Source organism: Bradyrhizobium sp. ORS 111, assembly GCF_045571485.1.
Lineage (GTDB): Bacteria > Pseudomonadota > Alphaproteobacteria > Rhizobiales > Xanthobacteraceae > Bradyrhizobium.
Window position 1 is genome coordinate 18310 of the sequence record NZ_CP120701.1, and the last position, 17627, is coordinate 35936.

Genomic DNA, 17627 nt, shown 5'->3' on the forward strand with positions numbered 1-17627 from the left:
CAAGGTTGCGACAACACTCGCCGCAATATCTCCGCGCGTGCTGAACGTGGTTGCCCCCAGAGCCTGCGCAGGCGCTGCTCCTACCTGGCGACCATCACGCGATCGCGACGTCACGGCCGCGCGCCCGCCTTGCAGGGGTCCAAAAGCGGGAGGATGATCCCCGCACTCCAAAACAATAACCCACCGGAGGAACATCCCAATGCAAGGCAAGGCTCAGATCGATCAGCTTCTGCGTCAGAAGAGCGACGCAAAGGAGATACCCGGTGTTGTCGCGGTCGCGGCAACCGGCAGCGACGTGATCTATCAGGGCGCGTTCGGTAAACGCGACCTGTCCAAGGACGATGCCATGACCACGGACAGCGTGTTCTGGATCGCCTCGATGACCAAGGCCGTGACATCAGCGGGCGCGATGCAACTCGTCGAGCAAGGCAAGCTGTCGCTCGACGAGCCGATCGGCAAGCTGCTGCCCGACCTCGCCGCGCCGCAAGTGCTGGAAGGCTTCGACGCCAGCGGCGAGCCGAAGCTGCGGCCGGCGAAGGGGCCGATCACGCTGCGCAAGCTCATGACCCACACCGCCGGCTTCTGCTATGATCTGTGGAACGCCGACATGGGGAAATATCTGGAGAAGACCGGCACGCCCGGGATCATCTCCTGCCTGAATGCCGCGCTGAAGACGCCGCTCGCGAGCGATCCGGGCACGCGCTGGGAATACGGCATCAATATCGACTTCGTCGGCAAGGCCGTGGAAGCCGCATCCGGCAAGAAGCTCGATGCATACCTGCATGACAATATGTTCGCGCCGCTCGGGATGAGCGACACCGCCTTCAAGATTACGGACAATATGCGCAAGCGGCTGGTCGGCATGCACGCCCGCGGCGAGGACGGCACGCTGGCAGCGATGCCGTTCGAGCTCGAGCAGACTCCGGAATTCCACATGGGTGGCGGCGGGCTCTATTCGACCGCGGCTGACTACATCAAGTTCTGCCAGATGGTCCTCAACAAGGGCGAAGGCAATGGCAACCAACTGCTGAAGCCCGAGACCGTCGCGATGATGGCGCAGAACCAGATGGGCGATCTCACCGTCGGCAAGATGACGACGGCGGCGCCGCCGTACACCAACGATGTCGATCTTTATCCCGACATGGTGAAGAAGTGGGGCTTGAGCTTCCTCATCAACACCGCCAAGACGCCGGAAGGCCGCAGCGCCGGCAGCCTCGCCTGGGCGGGCCTCGCCAACACCTACTACTGGATCGACCCGGAGCGCGATGTCTGCGGCGTGATCTTGATGCAGCTCTTGCCGTTCGCGGACAAGCACTGCCTGGAAGCCTTCGCGGGCTTCGAGAGTGGCATCTATGCCGGGCTCGACGTCGACAGCGGGCAGAAGGCGGCTTGAGGCCGGCTTGAAGAGCTCCCGCAGCGGAGCCTCCTCCCTCTCCCCGTTCTTACGGGGAGAGGTGAAGCGGAACCCGCCGCCCGTTTTCGATCGAATGCTCAAACGCGAAGAGAAATCTTTCAATACCCGCCATAGGTCGGGCGTGTCCGGGCGACGCCAAGAGTCTAAGATCGCGCAAAACGCGACATGAACCGCGATCTGGAGGAGGACAGTCTTGGCACCAAGGGCGGACAGTTATGTTTGCGGCGTTTCCGATACGCCGCTGCTCGGCGAAACCATCGGCCGTAGCCTCGACCGCGCACGCGAGCGCTGGGGCAACCGCGAGGCGCTGATCTCGCCCAGCCACAATGTGCGCTGGACCTGGAACGAATTCGCCGAACGCGTCGAGGCGTTGGCCGCGGGCTTCCTCGCCCTCGGGCTGGAGCGCGGCGAGCGGATCGGCATCTGGTCGCTGAACCGGCCGGAATGGGCGCTGACGCAATTCGCGGCGGCGAAGGCGGGACTGATCCTGGTCACCATCAATCCGGCCTATCGCCTGACCGAGCTCGAATTCGCGCTTGGCAAGGTCGGATGTGCCGCCATCGTGACGGCGACCGCATTCAAGACCTCGGCCTATATGGAGATGCTGAACACGCTGCTGCCGGAGCTCGCGCGCTCCGAGCCCGGCCGCCTGCAATCGGCGCGGCTGCCGAAGTTGCGCGCGGTGATCCAGATCGGCGCCCCGGCCGCATCAGGCGCGATTCCGTTCGAGGAGGTGACCCGCATGGGCGGGCCGCGCCATCGCGAGCAGCTCGCGGCGTTGGGCGAGAGCCTGCAATTCGACGATCCCGTCAACATCCAGTTCACCAGCGGCACCACCGGCTCGCCCAAGGGCGTGACGCTGACTCACCACAACATCCTCAACAACGGTTACTTCGTCGGCCGCGCCATGCGCCTGACCGAGCAGGACCGCCTCTGCATCCCCGTGCCACTCTATCACTGCTTCGGCATGGTGATGGGCAGCCTTGCCGCCGTCACGCTCGGCACCACCATGGTCTATCCCGGCGAAGGATTCGATCCGCTGGCGACGCTGACGACCCTCGCGCAGGAGAAGTGCACCGCGGTGTACGGCGTGCCGACCATGTTCATCGCCGAGCTCGACCATCCCGAATTCTCGCGCTTCGATCTGTCGTCGCTGCGCACCGGCATCATGGCCGGCGCGCCCTGCCCGATCGAGGTGATGAAGCGCGTCAACACCGAGATGAACATGCGCGAGGTGACGATCGCCTACGGCATGACCGAGACCAGCCCGGTGAGCTTCCAGAGCGCGACCGACGATCCGCTGGAGCGCCGCGTCTCGACCGTCGGACGCATCCTCCCGCATGTCGAGGTCAAGATCGTCGATCTCGATGGCAAGGTGGTGCCGCGCGGCGAACGCGGCGAGCTGTGCACCCGCGGCTACAGCGTCATGCTCGGCTATTGGGACGATCAGGAGAAGACATCGGAGGTGCTCGACGCCAGCGGCTGGATGCACACCGGTGATCTCGCGGTGATCGACGACGAGGGCTATTGCAACATCGTCGGCCGCATCAAGGACATGGTGATCCGCGGCGGCGAGAACCTCTATCCGAGAGAGATCGAGGAATTTCTCTATCGCCATCCGAAGATCCAGGACGTGCAGATCTTCGGCGTCGCCGACGACCGCTATGGCGAGGAGCTGTGCGCCTGGGTTCGCGTGCGGGCCGGCGAGACGCTCACCGCGGACGAAGTGCGCGCCTTCTGCCAGGGCCAGATCGCCCACAACAAGATCCCGCGCTACGTCGAGTTCGTCGACGAATTCCCGATGACGGTGACCGGCAAGATCCAGAAGTTCGTGATGCGCGAGACGGTCGAGGCGCGGCTCGGGCTGAAGGCCGCGAAGACGGCGTGAGCCTTTCGTTCCCCTCCCCGCTTGCGGGCAGGGCTATCGCATATGCCGCCTTGGGCGGCTGCGCACATACTTGGCCTCGTGGTTCGAGACGCGCCGCAAGCGGCGCTCCTCACCATGAGGGTCTGCTATTGTGCCGCAACGCAAGACTTCATCCTGAGAAGCCCGCCAAAGGCGGGCGTCTCGAAGGATGGCCGCAGAGTGCTTTTCTCCCAAATCGATTGCCCTACCCGCGAGCGGAAGAGGCGAAGGACGATGGGCCCCTACACCCGCAAGCCCTTCTGCTGTGCCAGGTCCTTCAGCGACACCAGGGGACGCGCGCCGATGTGCTGGATCACTTCGGCGGCGGCGAGCGCACCGAGCCGGCCGGCATTTTCATAGCCGGCGTTGCGCACGAGACCGACCAGGAAGCCGGCGGCGAACAGGTCGCCGGCGCCGGTGGTGTCGACCAGCCGGTCGATCGGATAGGCCGGTGCTGCGGTGACGCCATCCTTCGACACCACGACGCAGCCCTTCTCGCTGCGAGTGACGACGCCGAGCTTGGTGTCCTTGCCGAACTGCTGCAACGCCGTGTCGAAGTCCGAGGTCTGGTACAGCGAGTGCAGCTCGGCCTCGTTGGAGAACACCAGGTCCACGGTGCCCTTGCGCATCAGCCCGAGGAACTCGTCGCGGTAGCGATCGACGCAGAACGAATCCGACAGCGTCAGCGCGACCTGGCGCCCCGCGCCATGCGCGATCGTCGCCGCCTTGACGAAGGCCTCCTTGGCGTTCTTCGGGTCCCAGAGATAACCCTCGAGATAGATGATGCTTGCGGCTTCGATCTGGGCCGGATCGATGTCGTCCGGCGTCAGGTCCTGCGCCGCACCGAGATAGGTATTCATGGTGCGCTCGCCATCCGGCGTTACCAGGATGTAGGAGCAGCCGGTGGCCGGCCCGGCCGTGGCCGGTTTGGTGTCGAAGGTCACGCCGACGGCGCGGATGTCGTGCACGTAGAGCTTGCCGATCTGGTCGTCTTTGACCTTTCCGACATAGGCCGCCCGCGCACCGAGATTGCCGACGCCGACGATGGTGTTGGCGGCGGAGCCGCCCGACATCTCGGTCGCCTGGCCCATGTCGCTGTAGATCGCGGTGGCGCGGGCTTCGTCGATGAGCTGCATCGAACCTTTGGTCATGCCATGACGAGCGAGGAATGCCTCGTCGGTCTGCACCAGCACGTCAAAGATCGCGTTGCCGATCCCGAGAACGTCATATTTTGCGTCAGCCATTGACCTGCCCTGTGTTAACGCCGCCCAGAAGGGCGCGGCCTATCACGTTACGCCCGACGGCAGCAAGCCACGCCATCGCACCGTCATCCTGAGGTGCGAGCCTTGCGGCGCAGTTGCGCCGCTGGGCGAGCCTCGAAGGATGAACGGCCCCGTTGGTGGCCGTCGACCCTTCGAGGCTCGCTCCGCTCGCACCTCAGGGTGACGGGTTTGGCAGCCTGCCGCTGGCAGCAGCACGTGCGGCTGCTATACAGGCGCGATGATCCGCTCCTTCCTCACGGTGTCCTCGGGAACGCTGGCCTCGCGGCTGCTCGGTTTCGTGCGCGATTCCGTGATCGCGGCGCTGCTCGGCGCCGGCCCGGTGGCGGACGCCTTCTTGGCCGCGTTTCAGCTTGTGAACGTGGTGCGGCGCCTGTTGTCGGAGGGCGGACTGAACGCCGCGCTGGTGCCGGCCTGGCTCAAGGTTCGCCATAACGACGGCGAAGCCGCGGCGGCGGCCTATGCCGGCCGCGTGCTCGGCACCGTGAGCGCCGCCGTGATCGCGGCCGCGCTCGCGCTCGGCGTGCTGATGCCGCTGGTGATCACGGTGATCGCGCCGGGCTTTGTCGGTCGCGGCGCGCTGCAATTCGCGGTCGACGACGCAAGGCTGATGCTGCCCTATCTCGCCTTCGCCGGTCCCGTCACGGTGATGATGGCGCTACTCAACGCGCAGGGCCGCTTCGCGCTGACGGCGTTCTCGCCGCTGCTGTTCAATATCGCGCTGATATCAGTGATGGCCGTGCTGCTGCTGCGGCAGCAGGATCCGGTTCAAGCCGCGCAGGTGATGGCGGCGACGATCGGCGTCGCCGGCTTCCTGCAACTCTCGATGCTGGTCCTGCGCGGCGGCCAGGCCGCCTCGCCGCTTCGCGTCTCCTTCGATCAACAGATGCGCGGCTTTCTCGGGCGCGCGGTGCCCGGCATGGTCGCGAGCAGCGCGCCGCAATGGCTTGTGGTGGCCGGCGCGGTGATCGCCTCGACGTCGCCGTCGGCAGTGTCGTGGCTGTATTTCGCCAACCGCCTGCTCGAACTGCCGCTCGGCATCGTCGGCGTCGCGATGGGCACGGTGCTGGTGCCGGAGATGACCCGGGCGGTCCGGAGCGGCGAGCACACCGCGATCGCGCACGCGGAATCGCGCGGCCTCGAGCTTGCGGTCGGGCTGGCCTTCCCGGCGACGCTCGGCCTGATGGTGCTGAGCGAGCCGATCGCGCGCCTCTTGTTCCAGCGCGGCGCCTTCACCGCCGATGACACTGCGGCGACAGCACAGGCCCTGATCTGGCTCGCGCTCGCCCTGCCGGCCCATGTGCTGGTGAAGGCCTTGTCGCCGGCGTTCTTTGCCCGCGAGGACACGCTGACGCCGCTCGTCGCGACACTGAAGGCGATCCTGGTCGCGGTCGCCTCGGCCTTCCTGTTCGGGCATTTCTTCGGCGCCAACGGGATTGCCGCCGGCATCGCTCTCGGCGCCTGGAGCAACGCGCTGGCGCTGATCCGGAACGGCGCGGCAAGCTTCGGCTTCTCGATCGATGCCGATGCGCGCCGCCGTCTGCCGCGCATCCTCGCCGCGGCGCTCGCGATGGGCGCCGTGCTGTGGCTTGCGAACGGCGCCCTGCCGGCCGCCGGTGCGCACGGTGTCGTACAGGCGGCGGCCCTCCTGCTGCTGATTGCCGCCGGCATGGCAAGTTACGGGCTGTTTTTGCGGCTTTTCGGCGTGACCGGTTGGCGCGAGGTGGCAAACGCCATCAGGCAAAAGCGACCCGCCTGACTTGCGCGCGCAGAGCTTAAATGGCAAACGACGCCGCTGGAGCCAAAACGCTTCTAAAAGCAGCCATTTCCGGGAATTGAGACCATGGCGTTCGTTGAACGGGTTTTCTCAGGCGTCCAGCCGACGGGCAATCTGCACCTCGGCAACTATCTCGGCGCGATCGTCAACTTCGTGAAGATGCAGCAGACGCATAACTGCATCTACTGCGTGGTCGACATGCACGCGATTACGCAAGGCGTCGACGTCTGGGGCGGCCCGGCCGAGCTCGCACGCAACACGCGCGAGGTGACCGCGGCCTTCATCGCCGCCGGGATCGACGCCAAGAAGCACATCGTGTTCAACCAGAGCCAGATCGCCGGTCATGCCGAGCTGACTTGGATCTTCAACTGCGTCGCACGGATCGGCTGGCTGAACCGCATGACCCAGTTCAAGGAGAAGGCCGGCAAGGACCGCGAGAACGCCTCCGTCGGCCTCTACGACTATCCGGTGCTGATGGCCGCCGACATTCTGCTGTATCGCGCGACCCACGTGCCGGTCGGCGAGGACCAGAAGCAGCATCTGGAGCTGTCCCGCGACATCGCGCAGAAGTTCAACAATGACTTCGGCGATTCAATCCGCGGTCACGGCTTTACCGACGGCCTGTTCTTCCCGCAGCCCGAGCCGCTGATCACCGGACCTGCGACGCGGGTGATGTCCCTGCGCGACGGCACCAAGAAGATGTCGAAGTCGGACGCATCGGACAATTCGCGCATCAACCTCACCGACGACGCCGACGCCATCGCCCAGAAGATCCGCAAGGCGAAGACCGACCCGGAACCGCTGCCGACCGAGGAGAAAGGCCTGGAGACGCGCCCCGAGGCCGACAACCTCGTCGGCATCTACGCGGCGCTGGCCGGCATCAGCAAGCAGGACGTGCTGAAGCAATTCGGCGGCGGGCAGTTCTCCAGCTTCAAGAACGCGCTGGTCGAGGTGTGCGTCACCAAGCTGGCGCCGATCGCGGCCGAGATGAAGAAGCTGGTTGCCGATCCAGGCCATGTCGACGCGGTGCTCGCCGACGGCGCCAACCGCGCCCGTGTCATCGCCGACGAGACCATGCGCATGACCAAGGATATCGTCGGCTTCATCCGCCAGCGCTGATACGACACGACGAACAGGAACCGCGGCGCCCTCTCCCAAACGGAGAGGGAGTGTGGCAGCATGTGCCTCGTTTGAGCATGATCTGTTCGGAAAACCGCTGCACACTTTTCCGGATCATGCTGTTGGCTCAGCACCGGGACATGCATGACCACCCAGCGACGCAGCTACGAGACGGGCCACCAGCCGAAATGCCTGGTGATCGTTGACGACACCGCGGAATGGGACCGCGCGGTCTACTATGCCAGCCGATGGGCGAAGCGGGTCGGCGGCGGCGTGGTGATGCTGCGGGTGATCGAGACCGAGGACCAGAACCAGCAATGGCTTGGCGTCGCCGACATCATGCGCGCCGAGGCCGAGGAAGCCGCCAATGAGGCGCTCGATCGCGCCGCCGGCCGCGCCAACGGAATTGCCGCAATCACCCCGGAGCGGGTGATTCGCGAGGGCGACCCGATCGAGCAGATCATCGACGTGATCGACAAGGACGTCGATATCGCGATGCTGGTGCTGGCCGCCAATCCGGGCCCGGAGGGGCCCGGACCGATCATCACCACCATGGCCAAGACCATGGGCGCCTTCCCCATCCCGGTCACGATCGTGCCCGGCGGCCTGTCCGATCCCGACATCGATGGCCTGTCCTAAAGCATGATGGGATTAGGTTGATCTGAAACAGCGCCGGAGGCCACCTCTCCCTTCGGGAGAGGTCGATTTGCGCCAGCAAATCGGGTGAGGGTTTACGGTCTATCAGAAGCGCAAGGCCCCTCACCCGGATTGCACCGGACGATGCGGCGCATCGCCGGGCGCAATCCGACTTCTCCCCGCCGGGGAGAGGTGGACCGAAGCCGCCCGCGAGTCGATTCGATGCAAATCATTCTGCTTTAGGCCGTTGACGCAGGGCTGGAACCGGCATCCGCGCCTTGATCGGCGGTTGCCGGGTCGCCATCTTAATCCTTGATTTGACGCGTTTTCTTTTGCGAACCGGTACCACTTCGCACGAAAACGCTATAATGGAACCCAACGCGCCGGCCTTGAACCGGCGACGCCGGAGACAGCAGATGTTCATTCAGACCGAAGCCACGCCCAATCCCGCCACCTTGAAGTTCATCCCGGGCCGCATCGTGCTCGAGAACGGCACCATGGAATTCTCCTCGCCGGAATCAGCCGCGCGCTCGCCGCTCGCCGAACGGCTGTTCGCCGTGGCAGGCGTCACCGGCGTGTTTTACGGCGCGGACTTCGTCACCGTGACCAAGGCGGACGGCGACTGGCAGCACCTCAAGCCCGCGATCCTCGGCGCGATCATGGAGCACTACATGTCGGGTGCGCCGCTGCTCGCCGACGGCACCGCCGGCGGCGACGATCTCAGCGATGAGCAAGACGAGTTCTTCAACGAGGAAGACGCCGAGACCGTCGCGCAGATCAAGGACCTGATCGAGACCCGCGTGCGTCCCGCCGTCGCCAATGACGGCGGCGACATCACCTTCCGCGGCTTCAAGGACGGCATCGTCTATCTCAACATGAAGGGCGCCTGCTCGGGCTGCCCGTCCTCGACCGCCACACTGCAGCACGGCATCCAGAACCTGCTCCGGCACTTCGTGCCCGACGTGCAGGAAGTCCGGCCGATGTGACAGGAGGCGAGTGGTGCATAGCGAATGGCGAATAGCGGTCCGCTCTGATCTTCCAATCGCTATTCGCTATCAGCCATTCGCCCCTTCATGATCATCCTCGCCATCGACACCGCGCTTGACGCCTGCTCCGCGGCTGTGCTCGACACCGCCGCCGGCAAGACCATCGCCATCGAATCGCAGGCAATGCAACGCGGCCACGCCGAGGCGCTGATGCCGCTGATTGCGCGCGTGATGAAGGACAGCGGCATCGCCTTCACGGCACTCGACCGCATCGCGGTCACCACCGGTCCCGGCAGCTTCACCGGCCTTCGCGTCGGCCTCTCGGCCGCGCGCGGCATTGCGCTCGCCGCGGAGAAACCGATCGTCGGACTGACGACGCTCGCCGCGTATGCCGCACCGGTGGTTGCCGACAACGGTGAGCATCCGATCCTGTCGGCGATCGATGCGCGGCACGACCACGTCTATTTCCAGGTGGTGGGCGGCGACGGCAGCCCGCTGATCAAGCCGAAGGTGGCGCCGATCGCGGAGGCGCTGGAAGCTGCCAGCCTCGGCGCGCTGCATCTGGTCGGCAACGCGGCAAAGATCCTCGCCGAACGCTGGCCTGCTGACGCAACGCCGCTGTTCAAAGTCGATGCGCAACCCGCACCCGACATCACGTGGGTTGCCTGGGTCGGCGCCGCGATCGATCCGGAGAGCGCGCCGCCGCGGCCGTTCTATCTGCGGGCGCCTGACGCGAAGCCGCCGCGCGATCAACTGCCACTCAGCCCGCAGCCATTAGCCACATGATCGCCTGGCTTTCGCGATGGTGGGGCGGCGCTGCGCCCATGGTCGAGCCCGCGAGATTGCGCGACGCGGCGCGGCTGGCGCAACTGCACGGCGCGTCGTTTCACCGCGGCTGGGGCGAAGCTGAGTTTGAGGCCATGCTCAGCGAGCGCAACACGCTTGTGCATCGCCTGCGGCAAGGACACCAGGTTATTGGCTTTGCCGTCTCGCGCATGGCGGCGGACGAAGCGGAGATCCTCTCGATCGCGATCGATCCCCGCCAGCGCGGACGCGGCCTGTCGCGCGACCTCTTGCTCACCCATCTCGGTCATCTTGCCGGCCGCGGCGTTCGCACCATCTTCCTCGAGGTGGAGGAAAACAATCAGCCGGCGCGACGGCTCTATGAAAAAGCCGGATTCGGCGTGATCGGCCGGCGCGAACGTTATTACAAGCAGCCCGGCGGGGAACATTTGAACGCGCTTCTGATGCGGCGCGACTTGTCGTAACATCCGCGCGATGGCAGAACATCGGCTGCCATGCGACCCAAGGCCTCAAAACCCATGACCACGGTGAAACCCCTGCCTGCGCAAAAGAACAACACCGGCATCGAGGCGCGCTGCGCCGCGACCGGCATGCGCATGACCGAACAACGCCGCGTGATCGCTCGCGTGCTGGCCGAAGCCATGGATCATCCCGATGTCGAGGAATTGTATCGGCGCTGCGTGGCGGTGGACGACAAGATCTCCATTTCGACAGTGTATCGCACGGTCAAGCTGTTCGAGGACGCCGGCATCATCGAGCGGCACGATTTCCGCGAGGGCCGCGCCCGCTACGAGCAGATGCCGGAGAGCCACCACGATCACCTGATCAATCTGCGCGATGGCAAGGTGATCGAGTTCACCTCCGAAGAGATCGAGAAACTGCAGGCCGAGATCGCACGCAAGCTCGGCTACAAGCTGGTCGATCATCGCCTCGAGCTCTATTGCGTTCCGCTCGATGAAGACAACAAGTCGTAGTCGGGTGAGCTTCGATCTCATCATTTTCGATTGCGACGGCGTGCTGGTTGACAGCGAGGTGATCTCGTGTCGCGCGCATGCGGAAACGCTGACGCGTCACGGTTATCCGATCACGCCCGACGGTGTGCTGAAGCGCTTCCTCGGCGTGTCCGATCGCGAAGCGCGGCAGATCGTGGAGACCGAGATCGGCCGCAGGCTGCCCGATAGCTTCGAGGCGGAGGTCAAGCAGGCGACGCTGAGCTTCTATGCCGATGACCTCAACGCGATCGCCCATGTCGGCGAGGCGATATCGGCGCTCGCGATGCCGAAATGCGTGGCCTCCAGCGGCACGCCGGAAAAGATTCGCCACGGCCTGAGCTGCGCCGGGCTCTACGACCAGCTCGCGCCGCATATTTTCTCCGCCACCCAGGTCAAGCGCGGTAAGCCCGCGCCCGACATCTTCCTGTTCGCGGCCGAGCGGATGGGAGCGCGGCCCGAGCGCTGCGTCGTGATCGAGGACAGCGTGCACGGCGTCACCGGCGCCCGCGCCGCCGGCATGACGGTGCTCGGCTTCCACGGCGGCAGCCATTGCACGGCGGAACACGAGGACGCGTTGCGCAAGGCCGGAACAGCCGCGACATTCGCCGATATGCGCGAACTGCCTGGCTTGATTGCTCGGCTGGCGGCTGAGGCTCGATCGCTGGCCTGACTCTGCCACGTCATTCCGGGGCCCGACCGCAGGGAGCGAACCCGGAATCTCGAGATTCTCAGGCGCAACCGCGCGCCATCGTTCGATGCTGACGGATCGCCCCGGAATGACCGGATCGGACGGGGGCTGGGACCGCTGGATTTTCGCCCCTTTAAGCTATATTTGACCCCTGCGCCCTGATGGCGCCGTTCTCCAATCCACACTCAAGGTTCCATGTCGACGCCGCGCAAGCTGCACATCAAGTCCTATGGCTGCCAGATGAATGTCTACGATGCGCAACGCATGGTGGACACGCTGGCCGGTGAAGGCTTCGTCGAGACCGCGAGCGCAGATGATGCGGATCTCGTGATCCTCAACACCTGCCATATCCGCGAGAAGGCATCGGAGAAGGTTTATTCCGAGCTCGGACGGCTGCGGGTCGCCAAGGAAGAGGCCGCACGCGACGGCCGCGACATGAAGATCGCAGTCGCCGGCTGCGTTGCGCAGGCCGAGGGCGAGGAGATCATCCATCGCGCGCCGACCGTCGACATCGTCGTCGGGCCGCAGAGCTATCATCACCTGCCGCAACTGCTGAAGCGCGCCAAGGCCGGCGGCCGCGCGCTGGAAACGGAATTCCCGGTCGAGGACAAGTTCGGCTTCCTGCCGCAGCCGAAGCCGGACGCGATTCGCACGCGCGGCATTTCCGCCTTCGTCACCGTGCAGGAGGGCTGCGACAAGTTCTGCACCTTCTGCGTGGTGCCCTATACGCGCGGCGCCGAGGTCTCGCGTCCGGTTGCCAGGATCGTCGACGACGTCACGCAGCTCACCGAGAACGGCGTCCGCGAGATCACGCTGATCGGGCAGAACGTCAACGCCTATCATGGCGACGGTCCCGATGGCCGCGTCTGGCCGCTCGGCAAGCTGTTGCAGCGGCTCGCCGAGACCCCCGGCGTGGCGCGGCTGCGCTACTCGACCAGCCATCCGCGCGACGTCGACGACTCGCTGATCGCGGCGCATCGCGATCTGCCCGAGCTGATGCCGTTCGTGCACCTGCCGGTGCAGTCCGGCGCGGACCGGATCCTCGCCGCCATGAACCGAAAACATACCGCCGATGATTACAGGCGCGTCATCGACCGGTTCCGTGCGGCGCGGCAAGATATTGCTTTTTCATCAGATTTTATCGTCGGCTTCCCTGGAGAGACCGAGGAAGAATTTTCCGCCACCCTCGCGCTTGTCATGCAAATCGGGTACGCTGCGGCGTATTCATTCAAGTATTCGCCACGGCCGGGCACGCCGGCGGCGGAGATGCGGGAGACGGTGTCAGCAGCGGCGATGGACGAGCGCTTGGGGCGGCTTCAGGAATTGATCGACAGCCAGCAATCGGCCTTCAATCGGGCTGCGATCGGCACAACGGTCGATGTGCTGTTTGAGCGCGCGGCTCCGCGCAAGGAAGGCCAGATCGTCGGCCGCACCGCCTACCTGCAGCCCGCCCATGTGATGGCTTCGCCTGACATCATCGGCAAGGTCCTTCCCGTGCGGATCGACAGCCTCGAGCGCTACAGCCTGATCGGCGAGCTCGCAGCGCCGGCCGCCCCAGCCCCGGTTTCGCAGACGACCATTGGAGCCTGAAATCCTTGCCCAAAAGCGCATCGGATTCGCCTTCGCTCGCTCCCAGCCGCAAACCTGATCGCGACATGCAAATTCCACCTGAGACCCAGGTCGTCATCGATTTCGACGATAACCGCGCCGCTTCCGCGCTGGTCGGCCCCTACGGCCAGAACCTCGCGCTGGTCGAGCGCCGGCTCGGCGTTGTCGTCGACTCCCGCGGCAACCACGTTACCATCGCCGGCTCGCGCGACGGCTGCGATGCGGCTCGGCGCGTGCTCGAGGCGCTGTACGCGCAGGCCCTCGAGGGGCACGACCTCGATCAGGGCGAGGTCGAGGGCGCGATCCGCGCGGTGATCGCACAAGGCTCCCTGTTCGAGTTCGACAACAAGACGGCGAAGCCGACATTCGAGACGATCAACCTGCGCAAGCGGCCGGTGCGTGCGCGCACCGCCGCGCAGGATTCCTACATCCGCGCGCTGAAGCGGCACGAGCTGGTGTTCGGCATCGGCCCGGCCGGCACCGGCAAGACCTGGCTCGCCGTCGCCCATGCTGCGCAACTGTTCGAACGCAAGGAGGTCGACCGCATCATTCTGACGCGGCCCGCAGTCGAGGCCGGCGAACGGCTCGGCTTCCTGCCCGGCGATCTCAAGGAGAAGGTCGATCCTTATCTTCGCCCGATCTATGACGCGCTGTACGATTTGATGGACGCGCGCGTGGTCGAGCGTGCGCTGCAGGGCGGCGAGATCGAGATCGCGCCGCTCGCCTTCATGCGCGGCCGCACGCTGACCAACGCCGCCATCATCCTCGACGAAGCGCAGAACACCACATCGATGCAGATGAAGATGTTCCTGACGCGGCTCGGCGAGAACAGCCGGATGATCGTCACCGGCGATCCCTCGCAGATCGACCTGCCGCAAGGACAGACCTCGGGGCTTGCCGAGGCAGTGAAGCTGCTCGACGGCGTCGAGGGCATCGCACAGGTGCATTTCACCGCCGGAGACGTCATTCGCCACGAGCTGGTGGCGCGCATCGTGGCCGCCTATGAGGGATTGCCGCCGCGGCCGGCAAGCGCCAGATCTTGAGACCAACAGCTTCGGCCGGCCGCACGCGCGATACAGGGTCCGGCCATAACGCAGATTTTGGAACTACCGTGTCCTCCTTTCCCGCAACCGAGGTTCTCGTCACAGCCGAATGCTGGCGGACCGAGCCCAATGCCGAAGCGGTGATCCATCGGGCAATCGAGGCGGCCGCGCAAATCGCCGACGCCGATGTCGGGGACGCCGAGCTCGCGATCATGCTGACCGACGACGCCGGCATCCGCACCCTGAACAACAATTGGCGCAGCATCGACAAGCCGACCAACGTGCTGTCGTTTCCCGCGCTGCAGCCGACCGGCGACGGCGGGCCGGACGATACACCGCGGATGCTGGGCGACATCGCGATCGCCTACGAGACGACGCGGCGGGAAGCCGACGAGGAGCAGAAGCCGTTCGACCACCATTTGAGCCATCTTGCGGTGCACGGCTTCCTGCACCTGATCGGCTACGACCACGAGAACGACAGAGATGCCGAGGACATGGAAAGTCTCGAGCGCGAGATTCTCGGCTTCCTCGGCATTCCCGACCCCTACGCGGATCGGATGGACTGACATGGCGGATTCCGAACCGACCCATGACAATCCGCGTCACGTGAGCAACTTGCCGGCCGTGGTGCACGCCGGCGAGGCGCAGCGCCCCGCCGCCGAAGGCTGGCTGGTGCGCGCGATCCGTACGCTGTTCGGCTGGAAGGCCGGCTCAGTGCGTGACGACCTGCAGGTCGTGCTCGACGCCTCGACGCCCGACGATGTCGGCTTCTCGGCCATCGAGCGCACCATGCTGCGCAACATCCTGTCGCTCAACGAGCGGCGGATCGCCGACATCATGGTGCACCGCGCCGACATCGTCGCGGTCAAGCGCGACATTCCGCTCGGCGAGCTGATGAGCCTGTTCGAGAGTGCGGCGCATTCGCGGCTCGTGGTCTACAACGAGACCCTCGACGACCCCGAAGGCATGGTACATATCCGCGACCTGCTCGCCTTCATGACCGCCAGGGCGCGCTTGACCGACGCGACCAAGACCCGGCGCAAGAAGCCGTTTCCCGCCGGGCTCGACCTGCGCGCGGTCGATCTCGCGATGCCGCTGTCGGAAGCCCACATCATCCGCAAGCTGCTCTACATCCCGCCGTCGATGCGGGCGATCGACCTGCTGGCGCAGATGCAGGCCTCGCGCATTCACCTCGCACTTGTCGTCGACGAATATGGCGGCACCGACGGACTGGTGTCGATCGAGGATATCGTCGAGGAGATCGTCGGCGAGATCGACGACGAGCACGATTCCGACGAGCCACCGTCGATCGTGCGCCAGGCCGACAACTCCTTCATCGCCGACGCGCGCGCCAGCCTCGACGATGTGCGCTCGGTGATCGGCGAGGATTTCGTCATCGGCGAAGCCGGTGAGGAGGTCGAGACGCTGGGCGGATACCTGGTCTCGTTCGTCGGCCGCCTGCCGGTGCGCGGCGAGGTGATTTCGGGACCGGGCAATTTCGAGGTCGAGGTGCTCGACGCCGACCCGCGGCGGGTGAAACGCCTGCGGATCTCGACGCGCAAGGAGCGGCCGACGCCGCGCAAGGAACGCGAGCGGCGCCGCGAGCAATCCTCGGAGTCCGGAGCCCCGCAGGCCAACGACAACAGCCCGCCGTCCGGCGATGGAGCCGGTCAGCAGTGACGCCATCAGATAAACTCCGCGCGGCCGGGCTTGCGATCATCCTGACCTGGGGATGGAAGCGTGCGGCGATCGCGCTCGGCGCCGGCGCCCTGTCGGCGCTGGCGATGGCCCCGTTCAACGCCTGGCCGGTACTGTTCCTGACATTTTCGATCGCGGTCTGGCTGATCGATGGCGCTGCGGCCGGGCGCTGGCGCGGCGTGCCCGCGGCGGCGCTGTCCGGCTACTGGTTCGGTCTCGGCTATTTCGTGCCGGGACTATACTGGATCGGTTACGCCTTCTTCGTCGATGCCCAGACCTTCGCCTGGCTGACGCCGTTCGCGGTGCTTGGCTTGCCGGCCTATCTGGCGCTGTTCACTGCCTTGGGCTTCGCGCTCGCCCGATTGATCTGGCCACGTGACGCCTCGCGCGTGCTCGCGCTCGCGGCCAGCCTGACGATCTCAGAATGGCTGCGTGGCCACCTCCTGACCGGCTTTCCGTGGAACGCATTCGGCTACGCGCTCAGCGAACCACTCGCATTGGCACAAACTGCATCATTGATCGGACTGTGGGGCATGACGTTCCTCGCGGTCGCGATCTTCGCAAGCCCGGCCGTGCTGATCGACGGTTCTTCGCGCGGCCGCAAGCCGTGGCGCGCGCCGGCCGCGGCGGTGCTGGTTCTGGCGGCGATGCTGGCGTTCGGCGCGGTGCGGCTGTCCCAACATCCGACCGCGATGGTCGCGGGCGCCAAGCTGCGTATCATGCAGCCCGACCTGCAGCAGGATGCCAAGTTCAACTACTCCGCCAAAGCGGCGGTAATGCAGAAGTATCTCGCATTGTCCGATCGGGCGTCGGGACCGCAATCCACCGGCGTGCGCGATGCCAACATCCTGATCTGGCCGGAATCCGCGTTTCCCTTCTTCCTCACCCGGGAAGCCGACGCGATGGCTGAGATCGCCGATCTGCTGCCGAAGGGAACCGTGCTGATCACCGGCTCGGTGCGCGCGCCCGACCTGCCAGCGGGTGTCCGCATCACCCGCGCCTACAACTCCATCTACGTCATCGATCATGACGGCAGCGTGCTGTCGGTCTACGACAAGCTGCATCTGGTGCCGTTCGGCGAATATCTGCCGTTCCAGTCATGGATGGAGAAGCTGGGCTTCCAGCAGCTCACCAAGGTGGTGGGCGGCTTCATCCCGGGCACGATTCGCCGGCTGCTCGACGTGCCGCATGCCCCGCCTGCGCTGCCCCTGATCTGCTACGAGGCGATCTTCCCCGGCAGCATCATCGACCGCGACGAGCGACCGGGCTGGATCATCAACGTCACCAATGACGGCTGGTTCGGACTCTCGACCGGTCCCTACCAGCATCTGCAGCAGGCACGGCTGCGCTCGATCGAGGAGGGGCTGCCCCTGGTGCGTGCCGCAAATACAGGCATTTCCGCCGTGATCGATCCGGTGGGCCGGATTGTCGCACAGCTCGGACTCGGGCTCGAAGGGGTCCTCGATGCCGGCCTGCCGGCGGCGATCGCGCCGACGATCTATGCGCGGATCGGGAATATCCCGGCCGCTGCCATCGTGATCGTTGCCCTCGCAATCGTGCTGCGGCGGCGTTTCCTTAGGCGAAAGCCCTGACGATTACATATTGGCGGTTGTCGCCGAACCCGAAAAAACGTCGAAATTCGCGTCGACGCCAATCCACCAGTTGACAGATTGACC

General features: G+C 65.5%; 16 protein-coding genes. 15 read left to right on the forward strand and 1 reads right to left on the reverse strand.

The features are described 5' to 3' along the window. Positions 1 to 199 precede the first annotated feature (199 nt). A complete protein-coding gene (locus tag P6U30_RS00080; protein WP_407167577.1) occupies positions 200 to 1393 on the forward strand; it encodes a serine hydrolase domain-containing protein in 1194 nt (397 codons plus the stop codon). Positions 1394 to 1607: 214 nt separating this feature from the next. Continuing rightward, positions 1608 to 3302: an AMP-binding protein gene (locus P6U30_RS00085; RefSeq protein ID WP_407167578.1), complete on the forward strand. Its 1695-nt coding sequence runs from the start codon at positions 1608 to 1610 to the stop codon at positions 3300 to 3302. 260 nt (positions 3303 to 3562) lie between these two features. On the opposite strand, the gene P6U30_RS00090 is transcribed toward P6U30_RS00085, so the two are convergent. Further along, positions 3563 to 4564, reverse strand: a complete 1002-nt coding sequence (locus P6U30_RS00090; RefSeq protein ID WP_407167579.1) for an adenosine kinase — start codon at positions 4562 to 4564, stop codon at positions 3563 to 3565. Positions 4565 to 4820: 256 nt separating this feature from the next. Between P6U30_RS00090 and murJ the strand changes: the two genes are divergently transcribed. The 13 genes from murJ to lnt all read left to right on the forward strand — a co-directional run bounded on the left by murJ (position 4821) and on the right by lnt (position 17543). Next, a complete protein-coding gene (gene murJ, locus P6U30_RS00095; RefSeq protein WP_407167580.1) occupies positions 4821 to 6359 on the forward strand; it encodes a murein biosynthesis integral membrane protein MurJ in 1539 nt (512 codons plus the stop codon). Positions 6360 to 6443: 84 nt separating this feature from the next. Then, positions 6444 to 7496: a tryptophan--tRNA ligase gene (gene trpS / locus P6U30_RS00100; RefSeq protein WP_407167581.1), complete on the forward strand. Its 1053-nt coding sequence runs from the start codon at positions 6444 to 6446 to the stop codon at positions 7494 to 7496. Positions 7497 to 7640: 144 nt separating this feature from the next. Then, a complete protein-coding gene (locus P6U30_RS00105) occupies positions 7641 to 8135 on the forward strand; it encodes a universal stress protein (RefSeq protein WP_407149425.1) in 495 nt (164 codons plus the stop codon). Between the two features lie 413 nt (positions 8136 to 8548). Further along, positions 8549 to 9118, forward strand: coding sequence for a NifU family protein (locus P6U30_RS00110; protein WP_407149426.1), 570 nt, complete (start codon positions 8549 to 8551; stop codon positions 9116 to 9118). A gap of 87 nt (positions 9119 to 9205) precedes the next feature. Next, positions 9206 to 9904 (forward strand): tRNA (adenosine(37)-N6)-threonylcarbamoyltransferase complex dimerization subunit type 1 TsaB, encoded by a 699-nt coding sequence (gene tsaB, locus P6U30_RS00115; RefSeq protein WP_407167582.1) that lies wholly within the window; start codon positions 9206 to 9208, stop codon positions 9902 to 9904. Continuing rightward, a complete protein-coding gene (gene rimI / locus P6U30_RS00120; protein ID WP_407167583.1) occupies positions 9901 to 10386 on the forward strand; it encodes a ribosomal protein S18-alanine N-acetyltransferase in 486 nt (161 codons plus the stop codon). Before tsaB ends, rimI begins: the two co-directional genes overlap by 4 nt. A gap of 54 nt (positions 10387 to 10440) precedes the next feature. Further along, positions 10441 to 10896 (forward strand): Fur family transcriptional regulator, encoded by a 456-nt coding sequence (locus tag P6U30_RS00125; RefSeq protein ID WP_407167584.1) that lies wholly within the window; start codon positions 10441 to 10443, stop codon positions 10894 to 10896. Positions 10897 to 10900: 4 nt separating this feature from the next. Further along, on the forward strand, positions 10901 to 11584 hold the full coding sequence (locus P6U30_RS00130) for an HAD family hydrolase (RefSeq protein WP_407167585.1): 684 nt from the start codon (positions 10901 to 10903) through the stop codon (positions 11582 to 11584). A 213-nt stretch (positions 11585 to 11797) separates the two neighbouring features. Further along, positions 11798 to 13192, forward strand: a complete 1395-nt coding sequence (gene miaB, locus P6U30_RS00135) for a tRNA (N6-isopentenyl adenosine(37)-C2)-methylthiotransferase MiaB (RefSeq protein WP_407167586.1) — start codon at positions 11798 to 11800, stop codon at positions 13190 to 13192. A 5-nt stretch (positions 13193 to 13197) separates the two neighbouring features. Beyond that, positions 13198 to 14253, forward strand: a complete 1056-nt coding sequence (locus tag P6U30_RS00140; RefSeq protein ID WP_407167587.1) for a PhoH family protein — start codon at positions 13198 to 13200, stop codon at positions 14251 to 14253. A 68-nt stretch (positions 14254 to 14321) separates the two neighbouring features. Further along, entirely contained in the window at positions 14322 to 14819 is a 498-nt protein-coding gene (gene ybeY / locus P6U30_RS00145) for an rRNA maturation RNase YbeY (protein WP_407167588.1), read from the forward strand. A 1-nt stretch (position 14820) separates the two neighbouring features. Further along, on the forward strand, positions 14821 to 15933 hold the full coding sequence (locus P6U30_RS00150; protein ID WP_407167589.1) for a hemolysin family protein: 1113 nt from the start codon (positions 14821 to 14823) through the stop codon (positions 15931 to 15933). Next, positions 15930 to 17543, forward strand: coding sequence for an apolipoprotein N-acyltransferase (gene lnt, locus P6U30_RS00155; protein WP_407167590.1), 1614 nt, complete (start codon positions 15930 to 15932; stop codon positions 17541 to 17543). Before P6U30_RS00150 ends, lnt begins: the two co-directional genes overlap by 4 nt. Positions 17544 to 17627: the final 84 nt, after the last annotated feature.